Origin of the sequence: Sphingobacterium faecale (assembly GCF_016746095.1) — a bacterium.
GTDB classification, from domain to species: domain Bacteria; phylum Bacteroidota; class Bacteroidia; order Sphingobacteriales; family Sphingobacteriaceae; genus Sphingobacterium; species Sphingobacterium faecale.
The window spans coordinates 71,988-94,333 of sequence record NZ_JAERTY010000001.1; the positions used below are offsets into that span (position 1 = coordinate 71,988).

At 42.5% G+C, this 22,346-nt stretch carries 14 protein-coding genes; 9 read left to right on the forward strand and 5 right to left on the reverse strand.

What is annotated here, in order from left to right:
• Nucleotides 1-44 precede the first annotated feature (44 nt).
• From JKG61_RS00250 to JKG61_RS00270, 5 genes are all read right to left on the reverse strand, one after another.
• Nucleotides 45-2,537, reverse strand: a complete 2,493-nt coding sequence (locus tag JKG61_RS00250; protein ID WP_202100991.1) for a zinc-dependent metalloprotease — start codon at nt 2,535-2,537, stop codon at nt 45-47.
• Nucleotides 2,538-2,561: 24 nt separating this feature from the next.
• Nucleotides 2,562-4,199 (reverse strand): RagB/SusD family nutrient uptake outer membrane protein, encoded by a 1,638-nt coding sequence (locus tag JKG61_RS00255; protein ID WP_202100992.1) that lies wholly within the window; start codon nt 4,197-4,199, stop codon nt 2,562-2,564.
• 12 nt (nt 4,200-4,211) lie between these two features.
• Nucleotides 4,212-7,547: a TonB-dependent receptor gene (locus tag JKG61_RS00260; RefSeq protein ID WP_202100993.1), complete on the reverse strand. Its 3,336-nt coding sequence runs from the start codon at nt 7,545-7,547 to the stop codon at nt 4,212-4,214.
• 83 nt (nt 7,548-7,630) lie between these two features.
• Entirely contained in the window at nt 7,631-8,797 is a 1,167-nt protein-coding gene (locus JKG61_RS00265; RefSeq protein ID WP_202100994.1) for a FecR family protein, read from the reverse strand.
• A gap of 69 nt (nt 8,798-8,866) precedes the next feature.
• Nucleotides 8,867-9,475, reverse strand: coding sequence for an RNA polymerase sigma factor (locus JKG61_RS00270; protein WP_202100995.1), 609 nt, complete (start codon nt 9,473-9,475; stop codon nt 8,867-8,869).
• Nucleotides 9,476-9,657: 182 nt separating this feature from the next.
• Between JKG61_RS00270 and JKG61_RS00275 the strand changes: the two genes are divergently transcribed.
• The 9 genes from JKG61_RS00275 (at nt 9,658) to attM (ending at nt 22,340) form a co-directional block, all read left to right on the forward strand.
• On the forward strand, nt 9,658-10,575 hold the full coding sequence (locus JKG61_RS00275; RefSeq protein ID WP_202100996.1) for an NAD(P)/FAD-dependent oxidoreductase: 918 nt from the start codon (nt 9,658-9,660) through the stop codon (nt 10,573-10,575).
• Between the two features lie 186 nt (nt 10,576-10,761).
• Nucleotides 10,762-11,367 carry an RNA polymerase sigma factor gene (locus JKG61_RS00280; RefSeq protein WP_202100997.1) on the forward strand — a complete coding sequence of 202 codons (606 nt, stop codon included), beginning with the start codon at nt 10,762-10,764 and terminating at the stop codon, nt 11,365-11,367.
• Between the two features lie 88 nt (nt 11,368-11,455).
• Nucleotides 11,456-12,610, forward strand: a complete 1,155-nt coding sequence (locus JKG61_RS00285; RefSeq protein ID WP_202100998.1) for a FecR family protein — start codon at nt 11,456-11,458, stop codon at nt 12,608-12,610.
• A gap of 189 nt (nt 12,611-12,799) precedes the next feature.
• Entirely contained in the window at nt 12,800-16,135 is a 3,336-nt protein-coding gene (locus JKG61_RS00290) for a SusC/RagA family TonB-linked outer membrane protein (protein ID WP_237249322.1), read from the forward strand.
• 19 nt (nt 16,136-16,154) lie between these two features.
• A complete protein-coding gene (locus JKG61_RS00295; protein ID WP_202100999.1) occupies nt 16,155-17,624 on the forward strand; it encodes a RagB/SusD family nutrient uptake outer membrane protein in 1,470 nt (489 codons plus the stop codon).
• 16 nt (nt 17,625-17,640) lie between these two features.
• A complete protein-coding gene (locus JKG61_RS00300; RefSeq protein WP_202101000.1) occupies nt 17,641-18,498 on the forward strand; it encodes a DUF4843 domain-containing protein in 858 nt (285 codons plus the stop codon).
• Between the two features lie 26 nt (nt 18,499-18,524).
• The gene (locus JKG61_RS00305) at nt 18,525-20,063 is read left to right on the forward strand and encodes a PKD-like family lipoprotein (RefSeq protein ID WP_202101001.1); all 1,539 of its coding nucleotides are present in this window, start codon (nt 18,525-18,527) and stop codon (nt 20,061-20,063) included.
• A 30-nt stretch (nt 20,064-20,093) separates the two neighbouring features.
• Nucleotides 20,094-21,224, forward strand: a complete 1,131-nt coding sequence (locus tag JKG61_RS00310; protein WP_202101002.1) for a TlpA disulfide reductase family protein — start codon at nt 20,094-20,096, stop codon at nt 21,222-21,224.
• Nucleotides 21,225-21,545: 321 nt separating this feature from the next.
• Nucleotides 21,546-22,340 carry an AttM family quorum-quenching N-acyl homoserine lactonase gene (gene attM, locus JKG61_RS00315; RefSeq protein WP_202101003.1) on the forward strand — a complete coding sequence of 265 codons (795 nt, stop codon included), beginning with the start codon at nt 21,546-21,548 and terminating at the stop codon, nt 22,338-22,340.
• Nucleotides 22,341-22,346 lie beyond the last annotated feature (6 nt).

The window sequence follows — 22,346 nt, forward strand, 5'->3', positions numbered from 1 at the left end:
CTAGGGAGTCCCGTTTTGTAATATAAATCAATAGGTAAAGAATATTATTTATCGTTCTTTTTGATTTGTTTGATTCTGGATAGGAGTTCCGTATAATGGGTTTTCTCAAAGCCAGACTTGCGGCCAGCTGATCGGGCAATAATCTGTTCTACTTTGTTCAGCTCGTCTACAATGAGTACACGCATGTCAGATAGATTAGGGTTGTACGGCGTAAGACCTGTTACCGCATATGGGGTCTCCTGTACGGGCTTGTCTAACTTCAACAATATACCCAATCGGTCCACATAAGCGCGTTGCAGTCCGCGGTTGAAAATAGTATTGGACGGAGCATTAAAAATCTGCTGACGTACATCCTGTAGAAGTTCACGCATGGTATAAGCTGAGGCGCCATTTTTGAATTCATTGTCCAGCATTCTTGCAAAACTGTAGGTTTCCAATAGCGATCCGAGCACTTGATTCTGCATGTCTACCACCTTATTGACCATGATGCCATAATCAATTCTTGATAATAGGGTGCTATCCAATAGCCAATAGGGCGTGTCAAAAACCTGGCGATTGATAAAGTCTACCGCACGTTTTTGTTTCTCCTTGGCTACATAGGTAAATACAGGGCCTTCCTCGCTCATGGTTTTAATATCTTCCATCATCCCGCCTACGTTAGCCAATACATGGTTGACATAGCGCTTATATTGTTTGGAGATATCGAGATAAAGATCCTTCGTGCTTGTCAGATCCTCATCCGCATTAAAGGTCCACTTTTCAATATTAGGTAATATGTGCTTTAGGTTTTGTATTCCGTAGTCGCTCGCCTTTATTGCATCGTCTCCAAGGTCTTCACTCTGTGCACGAGGATCCATTGATCCCTGTTTTCCATAGTAGTATGTCGGGTCTTTGACTTTCTCTTTGATTTTTCTCTCCCAGTATAAGGCATCTTGCTCTGCCGCAGTATTGCCCAGATAGCGGTAGCCAAAATCTATAGCAAATTTATCGTATTCGCCGATTTTGGGATAAATATTCTTAACGCCATCACCAGGTTGCGCGATATAGTTAAAACGTGCGTAATCCATGATAGACGGCGCGGTACCATATTTTTCAGTAAAAGACGGTGAGCGTAATGAATCTACCGGATAAGCACTGCTGGACCCAAAATTGTGTAGAAGACCTAAGGTATGACCGACTTCATGGGAGGAGACAAATCGAATGAGCTGCCCCATTTGTTCGTCACTCAGTTTTGCTCCGCGAGCGTCAGAATGTACGGCAGCCGTCTGCACAAAGAACCATTTCTTTAGGAGCGACATCACATTGTGGTACCAACCGATATGGCTTTCTATGATTTCGCCCGAGCGGGGATCGGATACCCTAGGGCCATAGGCGTTCTCTTTTTCGGATGCAAAGTAGCGTATCACAGAATACCGTGCGTCCTCTGTACTGAATTCCGGATCTTCTTCATAAGTCGGAGCTTCCCGGCCAATGATAGCATCTTTAAAGCCTGCCGCTTCAAATGCGGTATTCCAATCGTTGACACCAGCAATCAGGTAAGGAACCCACTTTTTGGGCGTAGCGGGGTCTATGTAATATACAATCTGCTTTTTAGGAGTTACAAGTTCTCCGCGCAGATAAGCAGCTTCGTCCGAAGGCTCCAAGCGCCAGCGTTGAATGAAAGCATTCTCCCTGACTTGGTGGTCATTGGCTCCAAAATCTACCTTGCGGTTGGCAAAATACCCCACTCGAGCATTTTCATAACGCGGTTTCATGGGCGTTTTTGGCAATAGAAGCATAGATGTATTTAAGGTAAAGGTCATGGCTCCAACCGTTTTGTCCGAAGGAAGATCCGGAGATTTGAACGTCTTTACCGTTTTGACCTCGACATTGGTAGGGAAGGCCTTTATCGTGTCTATATACGAACGATTGGCATCGATACCCGATAGCTTATATGTTTTTTTGAGATTGTCAGGCATCTGCATACCGGGGATCTCGCTATTATAGAAGTCCGTAACATCGATAAGGAAACTCTGTCCTCCATTGTTCATCGCTTTTATCTCAAAAGCAGCCAGAATAGGGGTGGCATTTGAGTTTTGCAAAGCCTGTTGTATATCACTGTTGCTGGTATTGATATGCATATAGCTTGGCACGCGAAGGAATATGGTATTTTGACGACGTTGCCATTGCCATAATTGTTCATTGATCATTTCACCTCCATACTGGGAGCGGTATTCTTTTAACCCTACAGGAGTTTGCACAAAGCGGGTTACGACCAGCATATCACGGTTAAGGAGGCTATCCGGAATTTCCATATAGTATCTGTCCGATACCTTATAGCTATTGAACATTCCGGGAGATTTGATCGCAGAAGCATCGATGATATCTTCGAAGCGCTTCATCTTTTCCTTTTTAGATTTTTCAACCTCTTTTTTCGGCTCCTCGGCTTTTTCGGAAGTTTTGACCATTCCTGCCCATTTACCTGTTTGTGCTACGCTCAATCCTGTGGTAAGCGCCAGTGCCGCAATTGTCAGTTTTATGTTGTTATTCTGTCTCATTCTTTAGATAAAAATAGGTTGTGGTTACCAACCCGTATTCTGAGGTTTTAAGTTTGTATTAATACCCAACTCCGTAAGCGGGATAGGCATCCAATAGTTTTTTTCTTCAAATACACGAGCTCCTGATACTTTCGGGGCGTAGGTAAAACTACCGTTGCTGCCTTTGGTGATAGTTACTCCATTTACAGATCTATTAAGTGCTGTAGTTGCTGATTTCCATCGGCGTAGATCCTGATAGCGGATGTTGTCCTCAAAAGCCAGCTCTACACGACGCTCATTACGGATCTTGGCGCGTAACTGTTCTTGACTTAAGTTATTGTCTATGGCAGGCATGTTAGCGCGTTTGCGTACCGTATTGATCGCATCGAGGATTTCTGGTGAGGGACCCGACACTTCGTTCTGTGCTTCCGCATAGTTGAGTAATACCTCTGCGTAGCGCATGATGACCCAGTTGGTGCTGCTGCCGATAGAAGCATCTTTGTTATAGTCGAATTTTTCATCGATAAACTTGCGTATATAGTATCCCGTTGGTGTCGGATTACTGCGCGGCATGTCCAGTCCTCCGGTATAAATCTGCGTCTTGCGGTCTTTGAACTGTGCATCGTTGTGTACGATAGACAAGTAGAAACGAGGATCACGATTCATGTAGGGGTTGGTCACGTCGTAACCAGAGCCTGATTCGTTTATTGCTTTTCCATTGGCCATTTCATACGCATCAACGATATCCTGAGTAGGGCAGTTGATGCCTTTTCCGCCATAACCAACAGAACTGTTGTTCTTATCAAATGCATGCAGTCTTTCTCCTTTTATCCCATTATACCGAGACTCTAAGATCACTTCCGGTCGGGTCAAAACATTTTTGGTCAGAAAAGCATTTTGATATTCTTTTTGCAGATCAAAAGCTTTACTGCTGATGACACGCTGTGCTACAGCTGCAGCTTTTTGCCATCGGGCAGGATTGTTATCAGGGTTGTTTAACGCGCTGGCATCCCAGATCAGGACTCTGCTTAGAAAGGCCAAGGCAGCTTCTTTCGTGATACGTCCCAGTTCTTCCTTCGCATAGGTCGATGGGAGCTCGTTGGCACTCTTCTCGAGTTCGGATGCGATAAATGCTATGCCTTCCGTATGGCTGACTTTATGCGGTTTTTCTTCTGCTTCTTCAATAGGCTGTGCTTTGAGCAGCAGAGGGACCTCCTTGAAATTAGAGAACAATTGAAAGTATAGGTAGGCACGGAAAAAACGAGCCTGTCCAAGTAATACCTTACGATCATCTTCCGATAACACAGTGGCCGATTCTGCGCGTTGCATAAAATAGTTGATCTTGCGTATCTGCGCATAGGTATCCTTCCAAAAGTTGCGCTCAGGAAAGCTGCTGCTCAGAAAGTCACCACTGGTATAAGCCGTAATCTTGCCTGATTCTGTACCGATGAGCTGTAAGTCGTCCGTAATAGCCGACGGGAGGTAGGTATTGGTAAAACCCGTGCTCAGAAACGTGTAAAACTCATTGACTGACATTTTGATCAATGCCGGATCATTCCACACGGTCTCTTCCGACACCAGATTGAGTGGTTTACGATCCAAAAAATCCTTTTGACAAGAAGTAGTCAGTCCTGCAAGACCAGAAAATATAAAGAATGGAATTGTAATATATATCCTTTTCATAACTGTATTGAATTAAAGACCTACACGGACACCTAGAGAAAATATGCGCTGTGGCGGATATAGATTCGCCGTATTTCCAGTGGACTCTGGGTCGTAACGTCTGTTTTTGCTAATGGTAAATAGATTCTGTCCCTGTAGTGTAAATGCTAATGAGTTTAGCCCCGTACGTGTCAGGAGTTCCTTTGGAACAGTGTATGCCACCTGTGCGGTACGGAGTTTAATATAGTCACCGCTTTTTACAAAGAATGTAGACGGCAGTCTATTGTTTTCATAATTGGATAGTAATCTCGGGTAGCTCGCATCGAGGTTGTCCGGTGTCCATCTGTCCAAGTGTATCTCATGAAAATTGGCCATATCATTGGCTGCTGTATAGTTGATGAAAACGTCTTTGGCTGCTTGGAAGAAAGCATCTACAGATAAGCCTTTCCATGCTGCACCGATATTCAGACCAAATACTGTTGGCGGATAAATATATCTCGCTTCGAAAGCACGGTCTGGACTGCCGCTATATAGCTCCACGACACCATCGCCATTAATGTCTTCGTAACGGATATCACCAGGTTTCGGATAATAAGGTGTGCCGCTGGGGCTACTCTTGTACTGTGGCCAATTGGCTACATCGGCTTCATCCCTGAATATGCCATTAGCTTTCAGTATGCGCACCATTCCGATGGGGCTTCCCTCTTGACGGTTGCCCGGTAGGACAGCATCATTCTCGCCGTAGTCGATCGCTTTGCTCTTTGTCAACGTCACATTGAGACGGGCATTGAGTTGTACTGCACGAACTTTACTGCGATGAGATACCGAAGCTTCATACCCATAATAGCGTTCCTTGGCAAAATTTTGCAGTGCAGGCGTCATACCAAACGATAGCGGCACGTCGTAGGAACGAGAGCGTAGGATATCAAATTTGCTCTTATTATAATAATCCAGTTCAAAAGCCAGTTTTCCTCGCCATAGACTGGCATCCAGTCCTATGTCGAAAGAGTTGACTTTTTCCCATGTGATGTTGGTGTTCGGAACCGTCAGGTTCGAGATCCGGGTCAGCGGAGTGATATTATTGTTGGTGCCGAATATATAACCTGCGGGCATCACGGCATAGTTGTAAAAGTAAGTGTAAAGATTTCCGCCGTCGTTGCCTAAGCGTCCGTAAGAAGAGCGTAGCTTGAGGTTGTCGACAAATCTATAGTTCTTTTTGATAAAATCTTCGTCAGATAGGATCCATGCGGCAGATACCGCAGGGAAGAAAGCGTCTCTTTTATCTTTTGGATAGTAAGGCGAACTGTCGTAGCGGAAACTACCCTCTACGATATACCGTTGCTTATAGTTATAGATCGCTCTACCGACGACGCTGCGGCGAGCATTCTCGGTCGATGAGCCTAAGTTTTTCTGCGTGCTGGCATCTCCCAAGAACAATTGATCCAGACTGGCCACGGGGTAATTGCTTCTCGAAGCCGTCATCGTCTCACTGCCAAACTCATTCTGCTCGTACAGTACCATGGCATCGACATGGTGTGCTTTAAAGCCTTTTACATAGTTTAGTTTTACCTGTACGTTGACGTTGTTATTCTGGTTGTAGGTCTCCGACAAGCGAGGCTTCTCTGTTCCATTCTGTAAGGTATAATCATCCGTGGTCTGCGCTAGGGTGTATTGCGGTACAGATGCGGTAAATGCCTTCTGGAATGAGTTGTTACGATCTATGGTTACGACAGCGCCTGCGGATAGACCTTTAACATAGGGTATCTGCTGAGTCAACCGTAGAGAAGTGGTGAATACATTACGGGTATTGCGATCGTAGCCTGACTCGGGCATAATGTCTGTAAGCGGATTGCCCGAATAGCCCGAATAGGCGTAATAGCCATTGGAAAAACGCGCCGGAGCGATAGAACCAAGAGCTGCCAATCTGCTGAAAATATTTTCGGCATGGCTGCTCGGGTTATTGGCAGTTTCTGTAATATAGTTGATGTTTACGGCTAGATTGGTGTACTTGCTGACATCATAGTCGGCATTATTGACCAAGCCATAGCGCTTGAATCCCGATGTTTTCATCAGTCCATTCTGATCCGTAAACGATCCACTGGTAAAATAACGTGCGTTTTTGCTGCCACCACTAACATTAATGTGGTGCTTCTGTACAGCGGCAGATTCTCTTAAGACCTCGTTGTACCAGTTGGTGTTCGGGTAGCGGTCCGGATCCGAGCCATCCAAAAATTTCTGAAGCTCCTCGTCTGTATATTTTGTTTTGGAGGAGCTGCCTTTCTCCAGGATATCATTAGCATACATCTCATTGTTGAGTAAGGCATAATTGTAGGAATCCAAGAAGCGTGGTAATCTCGTGCTCTTCTGTAAGCCGAACTGACCGCCATATTGAATATCGAGTTTTTCCCGTGCACCTTTTTTTGTGGTGACCAGGATTACCCCATTGGCTCCGCGGGTACCATACACGGCAGCAGCAGCATCCTTTAACACCGTAATACTTTCGATCGAGTTGGGGTCGAGTTTGTCAATCTCCATTCCTATCATCCCTTGGCCTTCGCGCGCGACGCCATCGATAACGATGAGCGCATTGCCCATACCACGTATTTTTATTTCAGCACGATCCCGATCAGGAGCTCCCGAAGTCATGGTCGAGCTGATACCGGGAGCACGGCCCATCAGTGTATTCGAAATATTTACTGCAGGAGATTGTGCAAGTTCTTCGCCTTTGATTGTGTTGATGGCGCCTGTTATCTGTTTACGCTTTTGTACACCATAACCGACGACAATGATATCGCTCAACTCTGTTGTGCTCTTTGAAAGGATAAAGCGAATCGGATTGTCTAGATTCTTGACTTTGGTCTCTGTGCGTTGGTACCCCAAGAACGTACATTCCAGAACGTCATTTGGCTCTGCTGTAATGCTGAATTCGCCCTGACTGTTGGTCAGCACCACGGTGCCCGTTCGCTTGTTTTTCACTGTAGCACTGGCCATGCTGTTGTTCAGTTCGTTGTAAACTGTTCCAGATACGGTCTGTTGTTGTTTGTTGTTTGTTGCTGTGGCAGCTGTTACAGGTTGTTTTTGTTTTAATACAATACTTTTTTCGCCAATTACATAGCCGATGTTTGTGTTTTTGAGAATAGAACGCAAAGCGTCTTCGATGCTAACGTTTTTAAGCGATACGTGTTGTGTGCCTATACCTGCAAGCAACTGGTCGTCATACAAGAAATTATGACCACTTTGCTTTTGTATCTCCTTGATGAGGTAGATAATCTGCAGGTTATTGCCCTGTATACTTATACTTTGCGAGCTCACTCGAAAGGAAAAGAATACAAAAGTCAGCGCAAATAATAGTGCTATTTTAAACTTCATAAATTGAGTAATTAGGTGTACTTTATTCTTATTTAGGTTACTGGTAATCGTTGTTTCCAGTGCAGTTATTCTGTTGGTCAGTTCTATTTCATGAGATATATCCTCCCTTCTCTGACTTCTACCTTAATGGCTTCCGTCGTTTTAAATAATTTCAGAAGCTCCTCAAAAGAAGCATCTTTAGCGATAGTACCGCTGAATGTCTTTTGCGACAAGGACTCTGATCCCGGTTGTAGGTTTATGGATACATTGTACCAGCGTTCCAGCTGTTTGATAATATCCGATAGAGGTGTTTTTACGAATACAAACTTGTCATTTTTCCAAGCCAGGACCGATTCCAGATCAGCAGGTCGCACCTGTATCGTACCAGAGGTAGTTATTCCCTGCATTCCGGGATCTAAGTCACGGCTTTCAGCAGCTGTATTGATATTGACTTTCCCGGTGATCAAGGTAGTGACAGTGCGTTCTTCGGGATAAGCAGCTATATTGAAGCTGGTTCCTAAAACCCGCACCTTTTGAAGGGTGGTTTCTACAATAAACGGTTTGTCCGGATTATGGCTTACCTCAAAATAAGCTTCCCCACGGAGTTTGATGCGGCGGTCTGTCGCTGTAAAATGCTTTGGAAACGAAAGCTTAGAGTCAGAGTTAATGATGACTTTACTTCCGTCGGACAGTGTGATGCTATACTTTCCCCCTTTTGGGACGATCAGGTTCAACCATTCCTCATCGGCTTTTTGATGGGGTAGGATATGGCCACTTCCATCCTGTAGGTAGCTGTCCCGTATGAATAATTCGCCCTCGATAGCCAATGGCGTCTGTATACCGTTTGTATTTTCAATATAGGCGATGGTATTTCCTGGCTTGATATCCTGGATGCTTTGGTAGAGCGATGCGTTCACCTCAGAAGACCATTGTATGGTGTACTGTTTGCCCAGAAAGACCATAATTAGGATAGCTGCCGTAGCTGCAACATACTGCCACAGTTTATGCAGTGATGTTGTTGTGTGAGGAGCGGGCATAGAGACATCGTTGGACAATTGTAAGCGCTTCTGAAAACGATGGAATGCTTTTTTGCCTTCCAGCTCATCCACGACGATCCTGTGCTGGGAAAAAGATTTATCGACCAGTTGTTCAAAAACAGCAGCATTGTCAGATTCCTGGACTTGTTGTATAAAGTCCACTAATTCTTCGGCACTGAGTTGGCCGAGAATATACCCGTTATAAAGTTCTTCTAGTGTCTGTCTATTTTCCATTAAAAGATAAAGCTAATGCCTTCCTAAAATGATAGACGTAGAAAATAGGATTAGGAAGACAGTGAAAAGCTATTTTGTGTGAGAAATTATTTTTTCGAGTAACAGAGCTGCCATCGCGAGTAAAGGCAGATCTGTATTATTGGCCATATGGGCTCTGATAAGTTTTAGTGCACGTACGATATAAGTTTTTGAAGAAGTGATAGATATGTTGAGTTTTTCGGAGATTTCTTCGTGGGATAGGCCCTCGAACCTACTCAATACGAAAACCTCTTTGACCTTTTCCGGGAGTATATCTATCGCTTGTTGTATATTCTGTTGTAATTCTTGATATTCTAAGCTTTGCTGGGGCGTGAGGGCCTGGTCTTTAAAGTAATGGATAAGATGCTCAATATTGTCTGTCAAGAGAACTTTCTTACGAAGAGCGTCCAATGTTGTGTTTTTGGATACTGTATATAAATAGGCCTCGATATTGTTGATACTGGACAAGTCCTTACGGCGGTTCCATACCTTGACAAATATCTCCTGAGTGATATCTTCTGCGATTTCTGGAGATTTCACTAACTTTTTGACGGTACCAAAGACATGCGTCCAATACTTCTCAAAAAGCAATTGAAAAGCCTGATCGGAACCCTTTATAAGGTGTTCTATAAAGTCTCTCTCTTCTAGAACCGTTTTCATCTAAAGACCAGTTAGTTTGTGATAGTATACTTTCGCACAGCGATGTATCATCTTATCTCTGCTTTCTGAAAAGCAAGTGTCAAATATAGAGTTTTATTCATTTATATTCCTTCATAATATATATTATGATTTATTTTATTTTTTTTTAAATTTGCAATTATGTTGCATTTATAGGTCATGATATGAAGTCAATAATAACTAAGAAACAATTCGATGTAATTATTATAGGAGGAAGTTATTCAGGTCTTTCAGCAGGAATGGCTTTGGGACGGTCACTCCGACGCATTTTAATAATTGATAGTGGTAAGCCCTGTAATCGATACACTCCACGTTCTCATAACTTTCTTACGCAAGACGGTGAAGAACCAGCAGTAATCTTACAAAAAGCTGAAGATCAATTAGTCAATTATGAATCTGTTGAATTTCTTAACGAGGTAGCGCTATCGGCAAAGGCAATTACCGAGGGTTTCCAGGTTACGACGACTACAGGTGTAAAGGTTTATTCTAAGAAACTACTTCTCGCTACAGGTATTAAGGATATATTTCCGAAAATTATCGGTTTTGAGGGTTGCTGGGGAAAAACTGTAATTCATTGTCCATATTGCCACGGATATGAATTTAAAGGTAAAAAAACGGCTATAATCGCAAATGGTGATCGCGCGTTCCACTTAGCATCATTAGTTAATAATCTGACAGATCAGCTATCTATTATAACCTCGGATCGATCTACGCTGACCCAAGTACAATTGAGTAAACTGTATAATCATCATATCAGAGTCATCGAAAATGATGTGGCCGAAATTATACATAATAAGGGAGTTGTTAATAGGCTGGTGTTTAAAAATGGCTCTACAGAAGATTTTGAAGCATTATACACGGCAATTCCTTTTGAGCAACAGACTGATATCCCTTTGATTTTGGGTTGTGAAATGACTGAAAATGGTCTGATTAAGGTCGATATGTTTCAAAGGACTACGATTTCTGGAATTTATTCCTGTGGGGATAATTCCAGTCCTATGCGTTCGGTAGCCAATGCCGTAGCAACAGGGAATATAGCGGGGGCCATCCTTAACCATGATTTGACAGTAGAGACATTTTAAGCTTTTGTCTAGATTAAATCTTTGACAGTATTTATAGTCTGTCTCCTCGCTCGGGTGCATTTCTAAGGTGACAGTTTTCGAGCAATAGAGCGCTGAAACAATGCTGTCGGACTATTTTCTGTTCCCAATATTGCTGTCCTAAAAAATAATCTCTAGCTTAGTGGCCGAAAACTAGCCATTCTACAAATGCATTCTGATTCCAATCCTATCGATTTCGAACTTCTTCAGCGTTTAAAAGCTGGAGACCATGTTGCATTTGAAGAGCTCTATAATCAGTATTCGAAAAAACTGTATTGGAAGCTGAAACAAATGGTCAAATATCCAAGTGAGGCCGACGAATTGTTGCAGAACCTTTTTGTAAAAGTGTGGGAAAAGCGGGAGCAGATTGTTATCCATCAAACTTTTGAAGGCTATCTATACCGTGTTGCACAACATATGGCCATCGATTATTTTCGTAGCTTGGATCGGCAGAGCCGCCTGCAGGACGAGGTTTCGAGAACAGGTGCCATCATAGCGGAAAATACCGAAGCACTGTTGTTTGCCAAGGAAACCCAACAGCTATTGGACGAAGCTGTAGCGAGCCTTCCAGAACAAAGGCGAAGAGCCTTCATCTTGTGCAAGCTCGAGGGTAAAAGCCATCAGGAGGCCGCAGAAATTATGAATATCAGTCCTAATACAGTTCATAATCATTTGGTCAAAGCAGTCTATACGGTTAGACAGCACCTACTTAAATCAGGCCGGGATATTACTATTCTTGCATTATTGATCGCTCTATTCCAGCGGTTTTCCTAAGGACTGAAAAAATCTTAACAACGAGTAGTCAGTTTTCTTTTTCCAGGCGTCTTATCTCTAAACAGGGCGAAGCTCTACCCATTAAACTATGTTACGAATAGAAGAACTATATAAAAAGTACCTAGAGGACAGTATCAGTGAATCCGATAGGAAGGAGCTTTTTTACTTGTTGAAGACGAATGATGATGAGCGATTAGGTCAGCTTGCGGATACTTTTCTGAAGACCGAAGCACCTGGCGATCTCGATTATCTCCAAGGAGATACAGACCGTATTCTTTTACAGATCAGATCACAGATAGAAAAATCTGCAGATACAGAACCGAGATCATTTGATATGTGGCGTTGGGTGGCTGCTGCGGCAATAGTCGCCTTCGCGTTTATAGGCTACCAAGTTTACAATACGCAGACTGCTACGGTACCGCCCGTAGTGAGTGCTATCGAAGATATTGTACCGGGCGGCAACAAAGCAATACTTGTTCTTGCAGATGGTAGTCAGGTTGTTCTAGATACTGAACAGCAGGGTATTGTGATGGATGATGCTATACATTATAGCAATGGACGTATACTTGATAAGTCATTGGATCTAAAGGAAGGAAGGGAGTTGCAGCTCTATGTTCCTAAAGGTGGCATCTATCAGGTGAAACTGGCTGACGGTACGCAGGTATGGCTCAATTCGGATACACGGCTAAAATACCCTTCTAGTTTTTCAGGCAATCAGCGGGTTGTAGAATTGGATGGCGAAGCATTTTTTATTGTACAGTCCATAATAGATGAGAATAACAACCGCATACCTTTTATTGTAAAAAGTAAGAACCAGTCTATCGAAGTACTGGGGACAGAATTTAATGTCAGTGGATACGCTTCACAGTCTTCTATAAAAACGACCCTATTGGAAGGAAGGATTAACGTACAGGTTGAAGATAAAAAGGTAACATTGATTCCTGGACAACAGTCTGAAAATAAAGATGGAAGAGAGATCCTGGTAAAGAAAGTCGATCCACAACAGGCCATAGCATGGAAGGACGGTAAATTTAGTTTTGATGGAAAATCTTTTGCCGAAACGTTAACGGAAATAGGTCGATGGTATGATCTTTCTATTGTCTATAAGGGTGCCGTACCGGATATCGAATTGGTAGGGGATGCTTATCGTCATTCTAATATAAAACTCGTACTGCGTCTTCTGGATGCAGCGGCAGTAAATTATAAATTGGATATCGCTGACCGTAAACTAATTATTTATTAAAAATTTAAAGTAACTAACCTAAAGAAGGATGTATATGAAAGAAAAAATGGAATAGATCGTGACCTGACAATAGACTGCCTTATGCGAACATAGAAGGAAAGGAGTGCCATCCTTTCCTTCAAATAGATAGGCCAGTCTAAAACTTTTTTTAACAGTAGATTTTGTACTAACCAAATCCGAGTAAAATTAATGAATAAATATTACTTATTACGAGTGATGAGAATAACCTTATTCTTACTAGTGGCGGGGATGCTCTCCGTCAGTGCGAACAGCTACTCTCAGAAGATTACTTTCAAGGGCAGGAATGTAGCATTTGCTACTGTTCTGGAAGCTATCCGAAAACAGAGTGGCTATACCATATTCAGCACTAAAAATGTCCTAAACTCTGTCCAGCCTCTAACATTGGATGCTAGAGGGGTGGAATTGGATGAATTTCTCCGAATGATCATCGCTAATCAACCTATCGGTTATCAATTGGAAGACAGAACAATCTCTTTCTTCAAAAAAGAGCCGCCGCCTATACCTGTTAAAGAAGAGGTGGTGCAGCAGCAACAGTTTCTGACAGGGCGGGTGACTAATGCGGAAACAGGAGAAGTGATAGATGGGGTGACCGTCCGCGTCAAGGGTGCTGACTATATGGTGAGTACCAATACAAAAGGTCAATTTCAAATTCCGCTCTCCGCCATTGCTGTAAACAGTGTCATCGTATTCAGTTATATAGGAATGAAATCTAAAGAGGAAATTTATACCAATCAGAGAGCACTGAATGTACAGTTGGTACCCAACGCTGATGCGATAAAAGACGTGGTGGTAACAGGGATCTATCAGCGGAATAAGGAAAGCTTTACCGGATCGTCAGCGACCTATACGGTCAAAGAGTTGCAGATGGTAGGTAACCAGAATATTCTTCAGAGTCTGAAGACATTAGATCCTTCTTTTGCTATTGTTGATAACAATCTTTTTGGATCCGATCCGAATAGACTTCCGGATATTGAAATTAGAGGTAAAAGTAGTGTGATCGGACTTACTGATGAGTATAGTTCGAACCCCAATCAACCCCTTTTTATCTTAGATGGTTTTGAGAGCACCCTGGCTATCATCAGTGACCTGAGCATGGACCGCGTGGAGCGCATCACCTTATTGAAAGATGCGGCAGCAGCAGCTATATATGGGTCAAAAGCCGCAAACGGCGTAGTGGTTGTAGAGACCAAGAGTCCGGTTCCGGGGCAGCTGCGAGTAAACTATACAATGAATGGTAATGTTAGTTTCGCTGATCTTACCGATTACAACTTGATGAATGCGGAAGAAAAACTACAGTTTGAACTTTTATCTCAGTTTTATGGGTTGCTTGACGCCCAGGGAAAAATCATATTGGGTTCTAACCTAAATAGTGAAGCTAATTATCTAGACCGCCTTAAAGAGGTGAGGCGAGGCGTAAATACGTACTGGCCGAATGAGCCTCTTCGTACTGCATTGACACAGCGCCACACACTATTTGCGGAAGGTGGAGATGCAAATTTACGTTATAGTGTGTCTTTTAATCACGGCATTACGAATGGGGTGATGAAGGGATCTGATAGGCAGGCTACCAACGGAAATGTACGTTTGCTTTATAGAAGAGGAAAATTCTCTGTTAATAACTCCTTAAGCATTGATAACGTGAAATCGAATAAGGAGACTTCACCTTTTTCGGATTTTACAAGAGCTAATCCATATCATCGCAAGTACAACGATGACGGAAGCATAAAAATGCTGTTGGAAGATTTTAGTGCGACACGTTCGGGAGAGGCTCCTGTTTACAGTCCGCTTTACGATGTAAGTAACCTTAATATTAATGAACAGTTATCCTTGGGCTTTACCAATAATTTTGAAATGGAATGGCATGTAGCGGAACCGCTTCGTGTTCGAGGACGGCTAGGATTACGGAGTTTCTCCACAAGAGACGAGATCTTTCGATCACCATTTAATACAGAGTTTTTAAATACAGATGCTTTGGAGAGGGGAAGTTATAGAGAGACAAATGGTAGAAATGCCAACTATGATGGCGATTTAAGTTTGACATACGGGAAGGTATTTGCCGAGAAGCATATGCTGAACGCAGTAGGAGGAGCGCGTATGGAGCAAGCAACGCGGTTACAGAGCGCCTATACCGTACGTGGATTTATAGACGATGAGTTTTCAAATCCAAATTTTGCATTAAGCTATCCAGAAGGCAAGCGGCCCGACTATAATGAATCCAAACGCAGGGGTGCTAGTTTCTTTGTTAATATGGGATACGCATATGATCAGCGATACCTCATGGATGCTACATTACGCTCTGACGGCGCTTCGGTATTTGGGACGGAAAAACAGTTCTCTAATATATGGTCTGTTGGCTTAGCTTGGAATGCCCATAAGGAGACATGGATTAAATCCGCTAAATGGATAGATCAATTGCGTCTACGCGGATCTATCGGTAACCCTGGTAATCAGAATTTTGATGACTATATTTCGATGCGTATCTATCGGTATAACAACGAAAACCGTAATCCTTTCGGGGCGAGTACCATTATCAGTAATATGGGTAATAGAGGGTTGAAGTGGCAGACTACACTGGATCGTAATATCGGGCTTGATATTACAACATTTCGTAATCGTCTACGTCTGAATGTGGATTATTTTGTAAAGAGTACGGATCCACTGCTGGTATTTGTGTCTTTACCAGCTTCTACCGGTGTAACCCGTGTGGCACAGAATATAGGGGCACAGGTGACCAATGGATTCACAATAAGCAGTGATTATAGTATCATCCGCAAGGAGCAGCTGACCTGGCGTATCAATCTTAATATGCGGCAGCTTAAAGCGGAATATCGAAAAATGGGTAATCAGCTAAATAACTTTAACGAAGCTAATAAAAGCCGAAATCTTATTCGTTATTACGATGGAGGAAGTCCTTCCGACTTATGGGCGGTACGTTCGGTAGGAATAGATCCAGCAACTGGGCGTGAGATTTTTCTGAATAAGAATGGCGAACAGACTTTTGTACACGATTTTAAGGATGAGGTTATTGTGGGAAATAGTGATCCTGATTTAGAAGGTGTATTCGGTACGAGTTTGTTTTTTAAAGGTTTTTCAGTATCTATCAACTTGCGATACCGTTTTGGAGGACAGGCTTTTATGCAGACACTTTATGAAAAAGTAGAAAATATATCTTCTCGTAATGTTGTGCTCAATCAAGATAAAAGAGCATTGTATGACCGATGGAAGCAACCCGGAGATGAAGCAAAATTTAAGGCAATCTCGCGGACAGAACAGACACCAATGTCTTCGCGGTTTGTCCAGGATAATGACATGCTGATCGGGGAGTCTTTTTCATTGGGCTACGAGAGTATAAATGCTGCTTGGTTAAAGTCAATTAGAGCCTCATCCGTAACATTCCGTGTATATATGAATGATATATTCCACATTTCTACGATTAAGAATGAAAGAGGAATCGATTATCCATTTGCGCGTTCTGTTTCTTTTTCAGCAGGAATTCGTTTTTAAGCAATTATAATAGAAAGCAATGAAAAAACTATATAAAATTATTATATACTTTTTGTCGATAGGGGTGATATCCTCTTGCGGAAAGTGGGTCGATGTCAAGCCTACGGATCGATTGGGTGAAGATCAGCTTTTCGTAAATAGTGCTGGGTTCATAAAGGCACTGAATGGTGTTTATGTCGAGATGGCTCATCAAAACCTATACGGACAGAATATGAGTACCGGGGCATTAGATGTACTGGCCCAATACTATTACATCAAGAGCTCTACACATGTATTCGAAAAATACACAACTTTCATGTATACCGATGCTCATGTAAAGGCAACTATGGGTAATATATGGGGTAAAGCCTATGAGCTGATAGCCAATTGCAACGTCATTCTGGATAAATGTGGCGACGGACCGAGTAAAATATTAGCAGAGCCATATTACGGGATTGTCAAAGGAGAAACACTCGCTCTAAGAGCTATGCTACATCTGGATATGCTCCGGTTATTTGGTCCGATTTATAATGAGGATAATAAGCTAAAGGAAGCCATTCCTTATGTTGATAAATCTGGATTTGAAGTCTTCCCTTTATTAGGATCACAACAGGTGATGGAACACGTGATAAATGATCTAATCATGGCTACTTCTTTACTGGAGATGGATCCGGTACGCACAGAGGGAGTGCGTCACAATAATAATGCAGGGGGGTCAAATGATTTGTATTACAGGCAGTACCGTTTAAATTATTACGCAGCAAAGGCCCTGTTGGCAAGAGCTTATCTGTGGAAAGGCGAGCGCTCAAAAGCTTTGGAGTGTGCCGAGGAGATCCTCTCGGAAGTGCAAGCAGCGGACAAAAACATATTTCCCTATGTGACATTTGCCGATGCGACCAATGTGGATAAGCCAGACCGTCTGTTTTCGACCGAAGTTATGTTTGCACTCTACGATATAAATCGTCAAGAAATGTACAAAAGATTATTTGACGTGAGCTTGAAAGGGGATAGTAAACTATCTTTTAGTTTGGATGATATCAACGTCGAAAGAATAAATGCAACTTATGATGATGGTAATGACTTTAGAAGACGTAGTTGGCAGAGTGCCTCCACTGGTACGATTACGGCTACAACGAATATGAAGTATGCGGATATTGCGAATGGTCCCGGCCGTTATATGGTTCCATTGATCCGACTGTCGGAGGTATTGCTTATTGCAGCAGAGTGTCATCCCGATCTAGTGCAGGCTACTGCCTATTTTAATAAACTAAGGACAGTCCGCAATTGTGTCTCTTTAGAACCCGGTGATCTAGCAGTGTTGAAAATGGAGATCGGTAAAGAGTTTAGGCGTGAGATGTTGGGGGAGGGCCAAATGTTCTTTTTCTATAAGAGAAATAATTATCAGTCGCTGCCCAACCATACGACATTGAATACGCTTCCAGAAAAAACTATGGTGTTGAATAACTACGTCGTACCGCTACCCGATAGTGAGACGGCGCAAAGACAATAATAAAAAAAACAACGAGATGAAAAAGATACTAATATATATGCTGTTTTTCTATTTCGCAATACAGCTTGGAGGATGCGAGAAGGAAATAATGTCTTATGAGGGGAAGGAAGGAGTTTATTTTTCAGTGCGCCACAATGGGACTTCTACACATCTGGAAAGCATATGGCCCTATCAGCCCTATAGTGATGTAGATTTTGTACGTATAGGCCAGGATGATGTTGAATTTGCTGTTAAAGTGATGATTACCGGTCCTGTTAAAAATTATGACCGTACTTTTCATCTAACCATTAATCCGGATTCGACGACAGCAATAGCGGGGCAACATTATGAGCCTGTTCAGAAAGAGTGGACTATTGTTTCCGGTGCTATAGATACCTGGGTTAAGGTCCGTCTCAAGAGAACCCCGGATTTGGAAGAAAAACCCGTTACATTGGGCTTGCGCTTGCTGTCTACGAAGGATTTTGATTTGTCATTTCCCGAGTGGGATGCTATTCCGGAATATAATGCGGGACAGGTAGTTCCTGAGTTTGATGCCAGTCAACACACGTTGCGGATCAATGATATTATGATACAGCCCGCTGTATGGTCTGGATCATTGCAGCCCGGTAATAAAGAGTCTGGGCTTTTTGGCATATTCTCAAGGAAAAAAATGGAATTTCTCACAGAAGCATTAGGATTAAAATATGAGGATTTTTCCAGTTTGGAAACTATGCCTATGGCTAGGCAGATGCTGGTTTCTAATGACGCTACGGCAGCGCTGATAAAACGATATAATGATAAAAATCCGGTACTCGAAGACGACGGGCGATTAATGTGGATGGGCTCTGTACCGTGGACTTCTTATGTAGGTGTACCTTGGGTACCCGTTCCGTAATAGGTGTTTTAATAAAGATATAGATCATGAAAATGTATTATTATATAATGCTATTAAGCGTATTGCTGATAGCCGCATGCAGTAAAGATTTGGGGAATTATAATTATCATAAAATCAATGAACTGCAAATTGAAGGGGTAGCCAAAGAATACCTTGTACGGACATCGATAGATACATTACGTATTACGCCGACCATCAAAGCGACAATGGATGAGGCCGATGAAAACCGTTACAACTACTCTTGGATTATCAAGTACGGACAGCTCGTATACGATACTATCGGACGAGCCAAAGACCTGGTCTATCCGGTGGCTTTAGGGGTTTTGGACCACGATCTCTTTTATCGGGTACAAGATAAAAAAACCGGTGTCAGCTGGACTGCAAATGCTAAAGTAAAGGTGAGTACAGCTTTTTCCAGAGGATTACTTTTGATGGGTGAGGATGAAGAGGGCTATGCAGAAGCTGAAATGCTGTCGATGCTTTCGGATACCATTCATATCCCGCAGATCTTATCCAGAACGGAACTTCCAAGATTACACGGGCCGGTGAGTCTGGTACATACTGGTGGCACTGGGGACGATGCAAGAGTATGGGCCATGACAGGAGAGGGGGCTTACTTTCTGGACCGTGCTACGATGACTGCATCGGTTAATAACATTTTTAGCCGGTTTGTATTTACGTCTGGAGATATTGAGCTCGAAGATCTTTATCCCGTGGTGACCGCACCTCAGATCAAAACCCGTACCGGTACAACAGGGAGCTCACTTTATCGTGCGATGATTACAGCCGGTGGAGATCTATTTGGAGCAATTCCATTGTTTATGGGGGGAGATTACTATAACAATCCGGTGAATTGTTTGGCATCTGCACCAGAGAAGAGAATACCGGCAGCACCTTATTTATTGTATCCCATTAATAATATGGGGAGTTTAATATGGTATGACCAAGAGGGGCAGCGCTTTCTCAATTTTACGGGAATAGGTCTTTCCACCTCATCTACTGTTTTGACGGATAATATTGACGATATATTTCCGTGGAATCAACCTGTGGGACGTCAATTAATTTATGCGGAGAATACCCGCAATACCGACGGCGGATCAGTAAATGGCAATTCGTTTTCGATTATGCGTGATGCGGATAACACATGCTTCATTTATAAATTCTATGCAAATGGAACCAACCCCGCTAAACGTGGTGCATATGTAGTAAAACCTTTAGCGAAGGATTTTGCAAAGGCTGATCTGTACGCCTTCTCTTCCAATCGTAGTGTCGTTTTTTACGCCGTAGGAAGTAAACTATACGCTTATGATTATAACCCTGGATTTGAGAAAATCTATACATTTCCAGAAATCACAGACCCCATTACTATGATCAAATTTGATACCCAGATCGACCCTCAGCTCAACAGTTTATACATCGCGACTTACAATTCGGTAAGCAAAGGGATATTGACTCGTATGCTCGTAGGCACAGATCCAAATGTGGTCGAACTACTTCCCGAGAGCAATAGCTCATGGTCAGGCCTGATAAAAATAAAAGATGTAAACTGGCGAGCGGTAAACTAATCAAAATTTTTAAAAAAAAATAGAACTAAAATGAACAGAGCTATAAAAACGAATATATTGACTGTTGTTTTTTTACTCCTTTTAGGCGGTAATATAGCATTGGGTCAAGTAATTAACTTTACGGTACAAGGCAAAACGGATAAATCAAATGATGGTAGGTATATAAAACTATATTACGAAAAAGATACGCTGAAAATAATTGATAGCGTATCTATAAAAAAAGGTAATTTTCAATTTAAGGGTAAACTACCAGCGCCGACTCTAGGTAAATTGAGCTTTGAAAGTGAAGATATGGGAGATCGTATTGATTTGTTTCTATCCAAAGGGACTGTACGCGTGGTAGCTAAGGATTCCTTATATTATGCAAATATAAGTGGCGCCAAGCTGGCTGAAGACCACGAGAGATTTGCTGCTAAGGTAAGACCTGTGGATAGGGAATTTATCGACGCGCTTAATGTTTTTAAAGCTATGCCTGAAGGTGATGCAAAGAAAGCTTACATAACACAGGTGTTAGGCCGCCTGGATGAATATACACGTTTTAAAAGAGAGGCGGCACAACAATTTGTTGTGGAAAATCCGAATTCCTACGTAGCTCTTTATCATTTGGAAAAGACAGCATCCCCAGGCTTGGCAAATTATGAAACTACTTTTCCTTTTTATGAAAAGTTGAGCCCAGCATTAAAAGCTACAGCTTTAGGAGAGCAATTGGGCGAACGATTGCTTGCGGTCAAAGGAAACCTAACGGGAAAGGAATATATTGATTTTGTATCGACTACTCCAAAGGGCGACGAATTGAGCCTGAAAGAGGTGCTGAAATCAAATAAATATACCTTGGTTGATTTTTGGGCCAGTTGGTGTGGCCCCTGTCGAAAAGAAAATCCACATGTTGTCGAGACATATGAAGCCTTTAACAGCAAGGGATTTACCGTTTTGAGTGTCTCTCTGGATGATGATAAAGGACGTTGGGAAGAAGCAATAAGACAAGATAATATGCCATGGTATCATGTGTCTAGTCTAAAAGGATGGAAAGAACCGGCAGCTCAATTGTATGGTATCCGGGCTATTCCACAGAATTTTTTAATTGATGCGTCAGGAAAAATCGTAGCAAGTAACCTTCGTGGAGAAACGTTGTTTAAAAAAGTAGAGCAACTGCTTAAGTAGTAGCAAAAGTTTAAGATTGTAGCTGGTTTAAATAATAAGCTGGTTACAATCTTTACTATTTGCTATGATATATTGTTTTGAGGAGGGGTAGCTATTCCCTTGGATAACACTGTTGTCACCTAGGGTATCGAAGGGCTACCTTCGATAAATAGAGGATTTTAAAAACCTTTGCCGCTCAGATATTATCAAAACTAATCATCCTGCTTTATTCGTTAATGAAAAATAAAAGCATGCCTTTCACACACAATTTTACTTTCTAGGCGTTATTAATAGAGACAGGTGTCCTGTTAGATTTGTTTAATGCAGCTTTAAAATATAATTATGGCAAATGAAATCAGATTGTACATGTTTCAGACGGGCGTTCTGAAATGTAAAGAGAACAATATCAAAATGAATGCATCGCTCGATCCTTATGAAATTCCGGTTCCCTGGTATTTGATCACCCATCCAAAAGGAAATGTCATTATTGATGGAGGCAATGCCGTAGAATGTGCTACCGATCCCGTAGGACATTGGGGAGATATCACACAGGTGTATTGGCCGGTTATGAAAGAATCCGAAGGATGCTTGAATACGATTAAAGCGCTAGGCATCGATCCTTCAAGTATTAAATATGTCATCCAGTCTCATTTGCACCTTGATCACACCGGCGCTGTCGGAAACTTCCCCAATGCAACCCATATCGTTCAGCGCAGAGAATACGAGTATGCTTTTACGCCGGATTGGTTTGCAGCAGGCGGTTATATCCGTAAGGATTTTGACAGACCGGGGCTGAAATGGCAATTTTTGGAACTTGACTATAACGACTCTTACGATGTATACGGAGATGGAGTGATCCGTATTCTCCCAACGCCGGGGCATTCACCAGGCCATTGCAGTTTTATGATTACACTTCCCGATTCCGGTTCCATCATCCTGGCAGTAGATGCCGCTTACACGACCGATCATTGGGATGAAAAAGCGTTGCCCGGATTTTTAGCATCAACTGTTGATTCGGTACGTTCCGTAAAGAAACTGCACGAGTACGCCGACAAGTATGATGCACTTGTGGTCACTGGACATGATCCGGTGAAATGGAGCGAATTCAAAAAAGGACCTCAAGAGTATTACCGTTAAAATCCG

What these genes read in the sequence shown, in the direction of transcription:
- JKG61_RS00250 (WP_202100991.1), bottom strand. Translation starts at nt 2,537, where the DNA reads ATGAGACAGAATAACAACATAAAACTGACAATTGCGGCACTGGCGCTT.
- JKG61_RS00255 (WP_202100992.1), bottom strand. Translation starts at nt 4,199, where the DNA reads ATGAAAAGGATATATATTACAATTCCATTCTTTATATTTTCTGGTCTT.
- JKG61_RS00260 (WP_202100993.1), bottom strand. Translation starts at nt 7,547, where the DNA reads ATGAAGTTTAAAATAGCACTATTATTTGCGCTGACTTTTGTATTCTTT.
- JKG61_RS00265 (WP_202100994.1), bottom strand. Translation starts at nt 8,797, where the DNA reads ATGGAAAATAGACAGACACTAGAAGAACTTTATAACGGGTATATTCTC.
- JKG61_RS00270 (WP_202100995.1), bottom strand. Translation starts at nt 9,475, where the DNA reads ATGAAAACGGTTCTAGAAGAGAGAGACTTTATAGAACACCTTATAAAG.
- JKG61_RS00275 (WP_202100996.1), top strand. Translation starts at nt 9,658, where the DNA reads ATGAAGTCAATAATAACTAAGAAACAATTCGATGTAATTATTATAGGA.
- JKG61_RS00280 (WP_202100997.1), top strand. Translation starts at nt 10,762, where the DNA reads ATGCATTCTGATTCCAATCCTATCGATTTCGAACTTCTTCAGCGTTTA.
- JKG61_RS00285 (WP_202100998.1), top strand. Translation starts at nt 11,456, where the DNA reads ATGTTACGAATAGAAGAACTATATAAAAAGTACCTAGAGGACAGTATC.
- JKG61_RS00290 (WP_237249322.1), top strand. Translation starts at nt 12,800, where the DNA reads ATGAATAAATATTACTTATTACGAGTGATGAGAATAACCTTATTCTTA.
- JKG61_RS00295 (WP_202100999.1), top strand. Translation starts at nt 16,155, where the DNA reads ATGAAAAAACTATATAAAATTATTATATACTTTTTGTCGATAGGGGTG.
- JKG61_RS00300 (WP_202101000.1), top strand. Translation starts at nt 17,641, where the DNA reads ATGAAAAAGATACTAATATATATGCTGTTTTTCTATTTCGCAATACAG.
- JKG61_RS00305 (WP_202101001.1), top strand. Translation starts at nt 18,525, where the DNA reads ATGAAAATGTATTATTATATAATGCTATTAAGCGTATTGCTGATAGCC.
- JKG61_RS00310 (WP_202101002.1), top strand. Translation starts at nt 20,094, where the DNA reads ATGAACAGAGCTATAAAAACGAATATATTGACTGTTGTTTTTTTACTC.
- attM (WP_202101003.1), top strand. Translation starts at nt 21,546, where the DNA reads ATGGCAAATGAAATCAGATTGTACATGTTTCAGACGGGCGTTCTGAAA.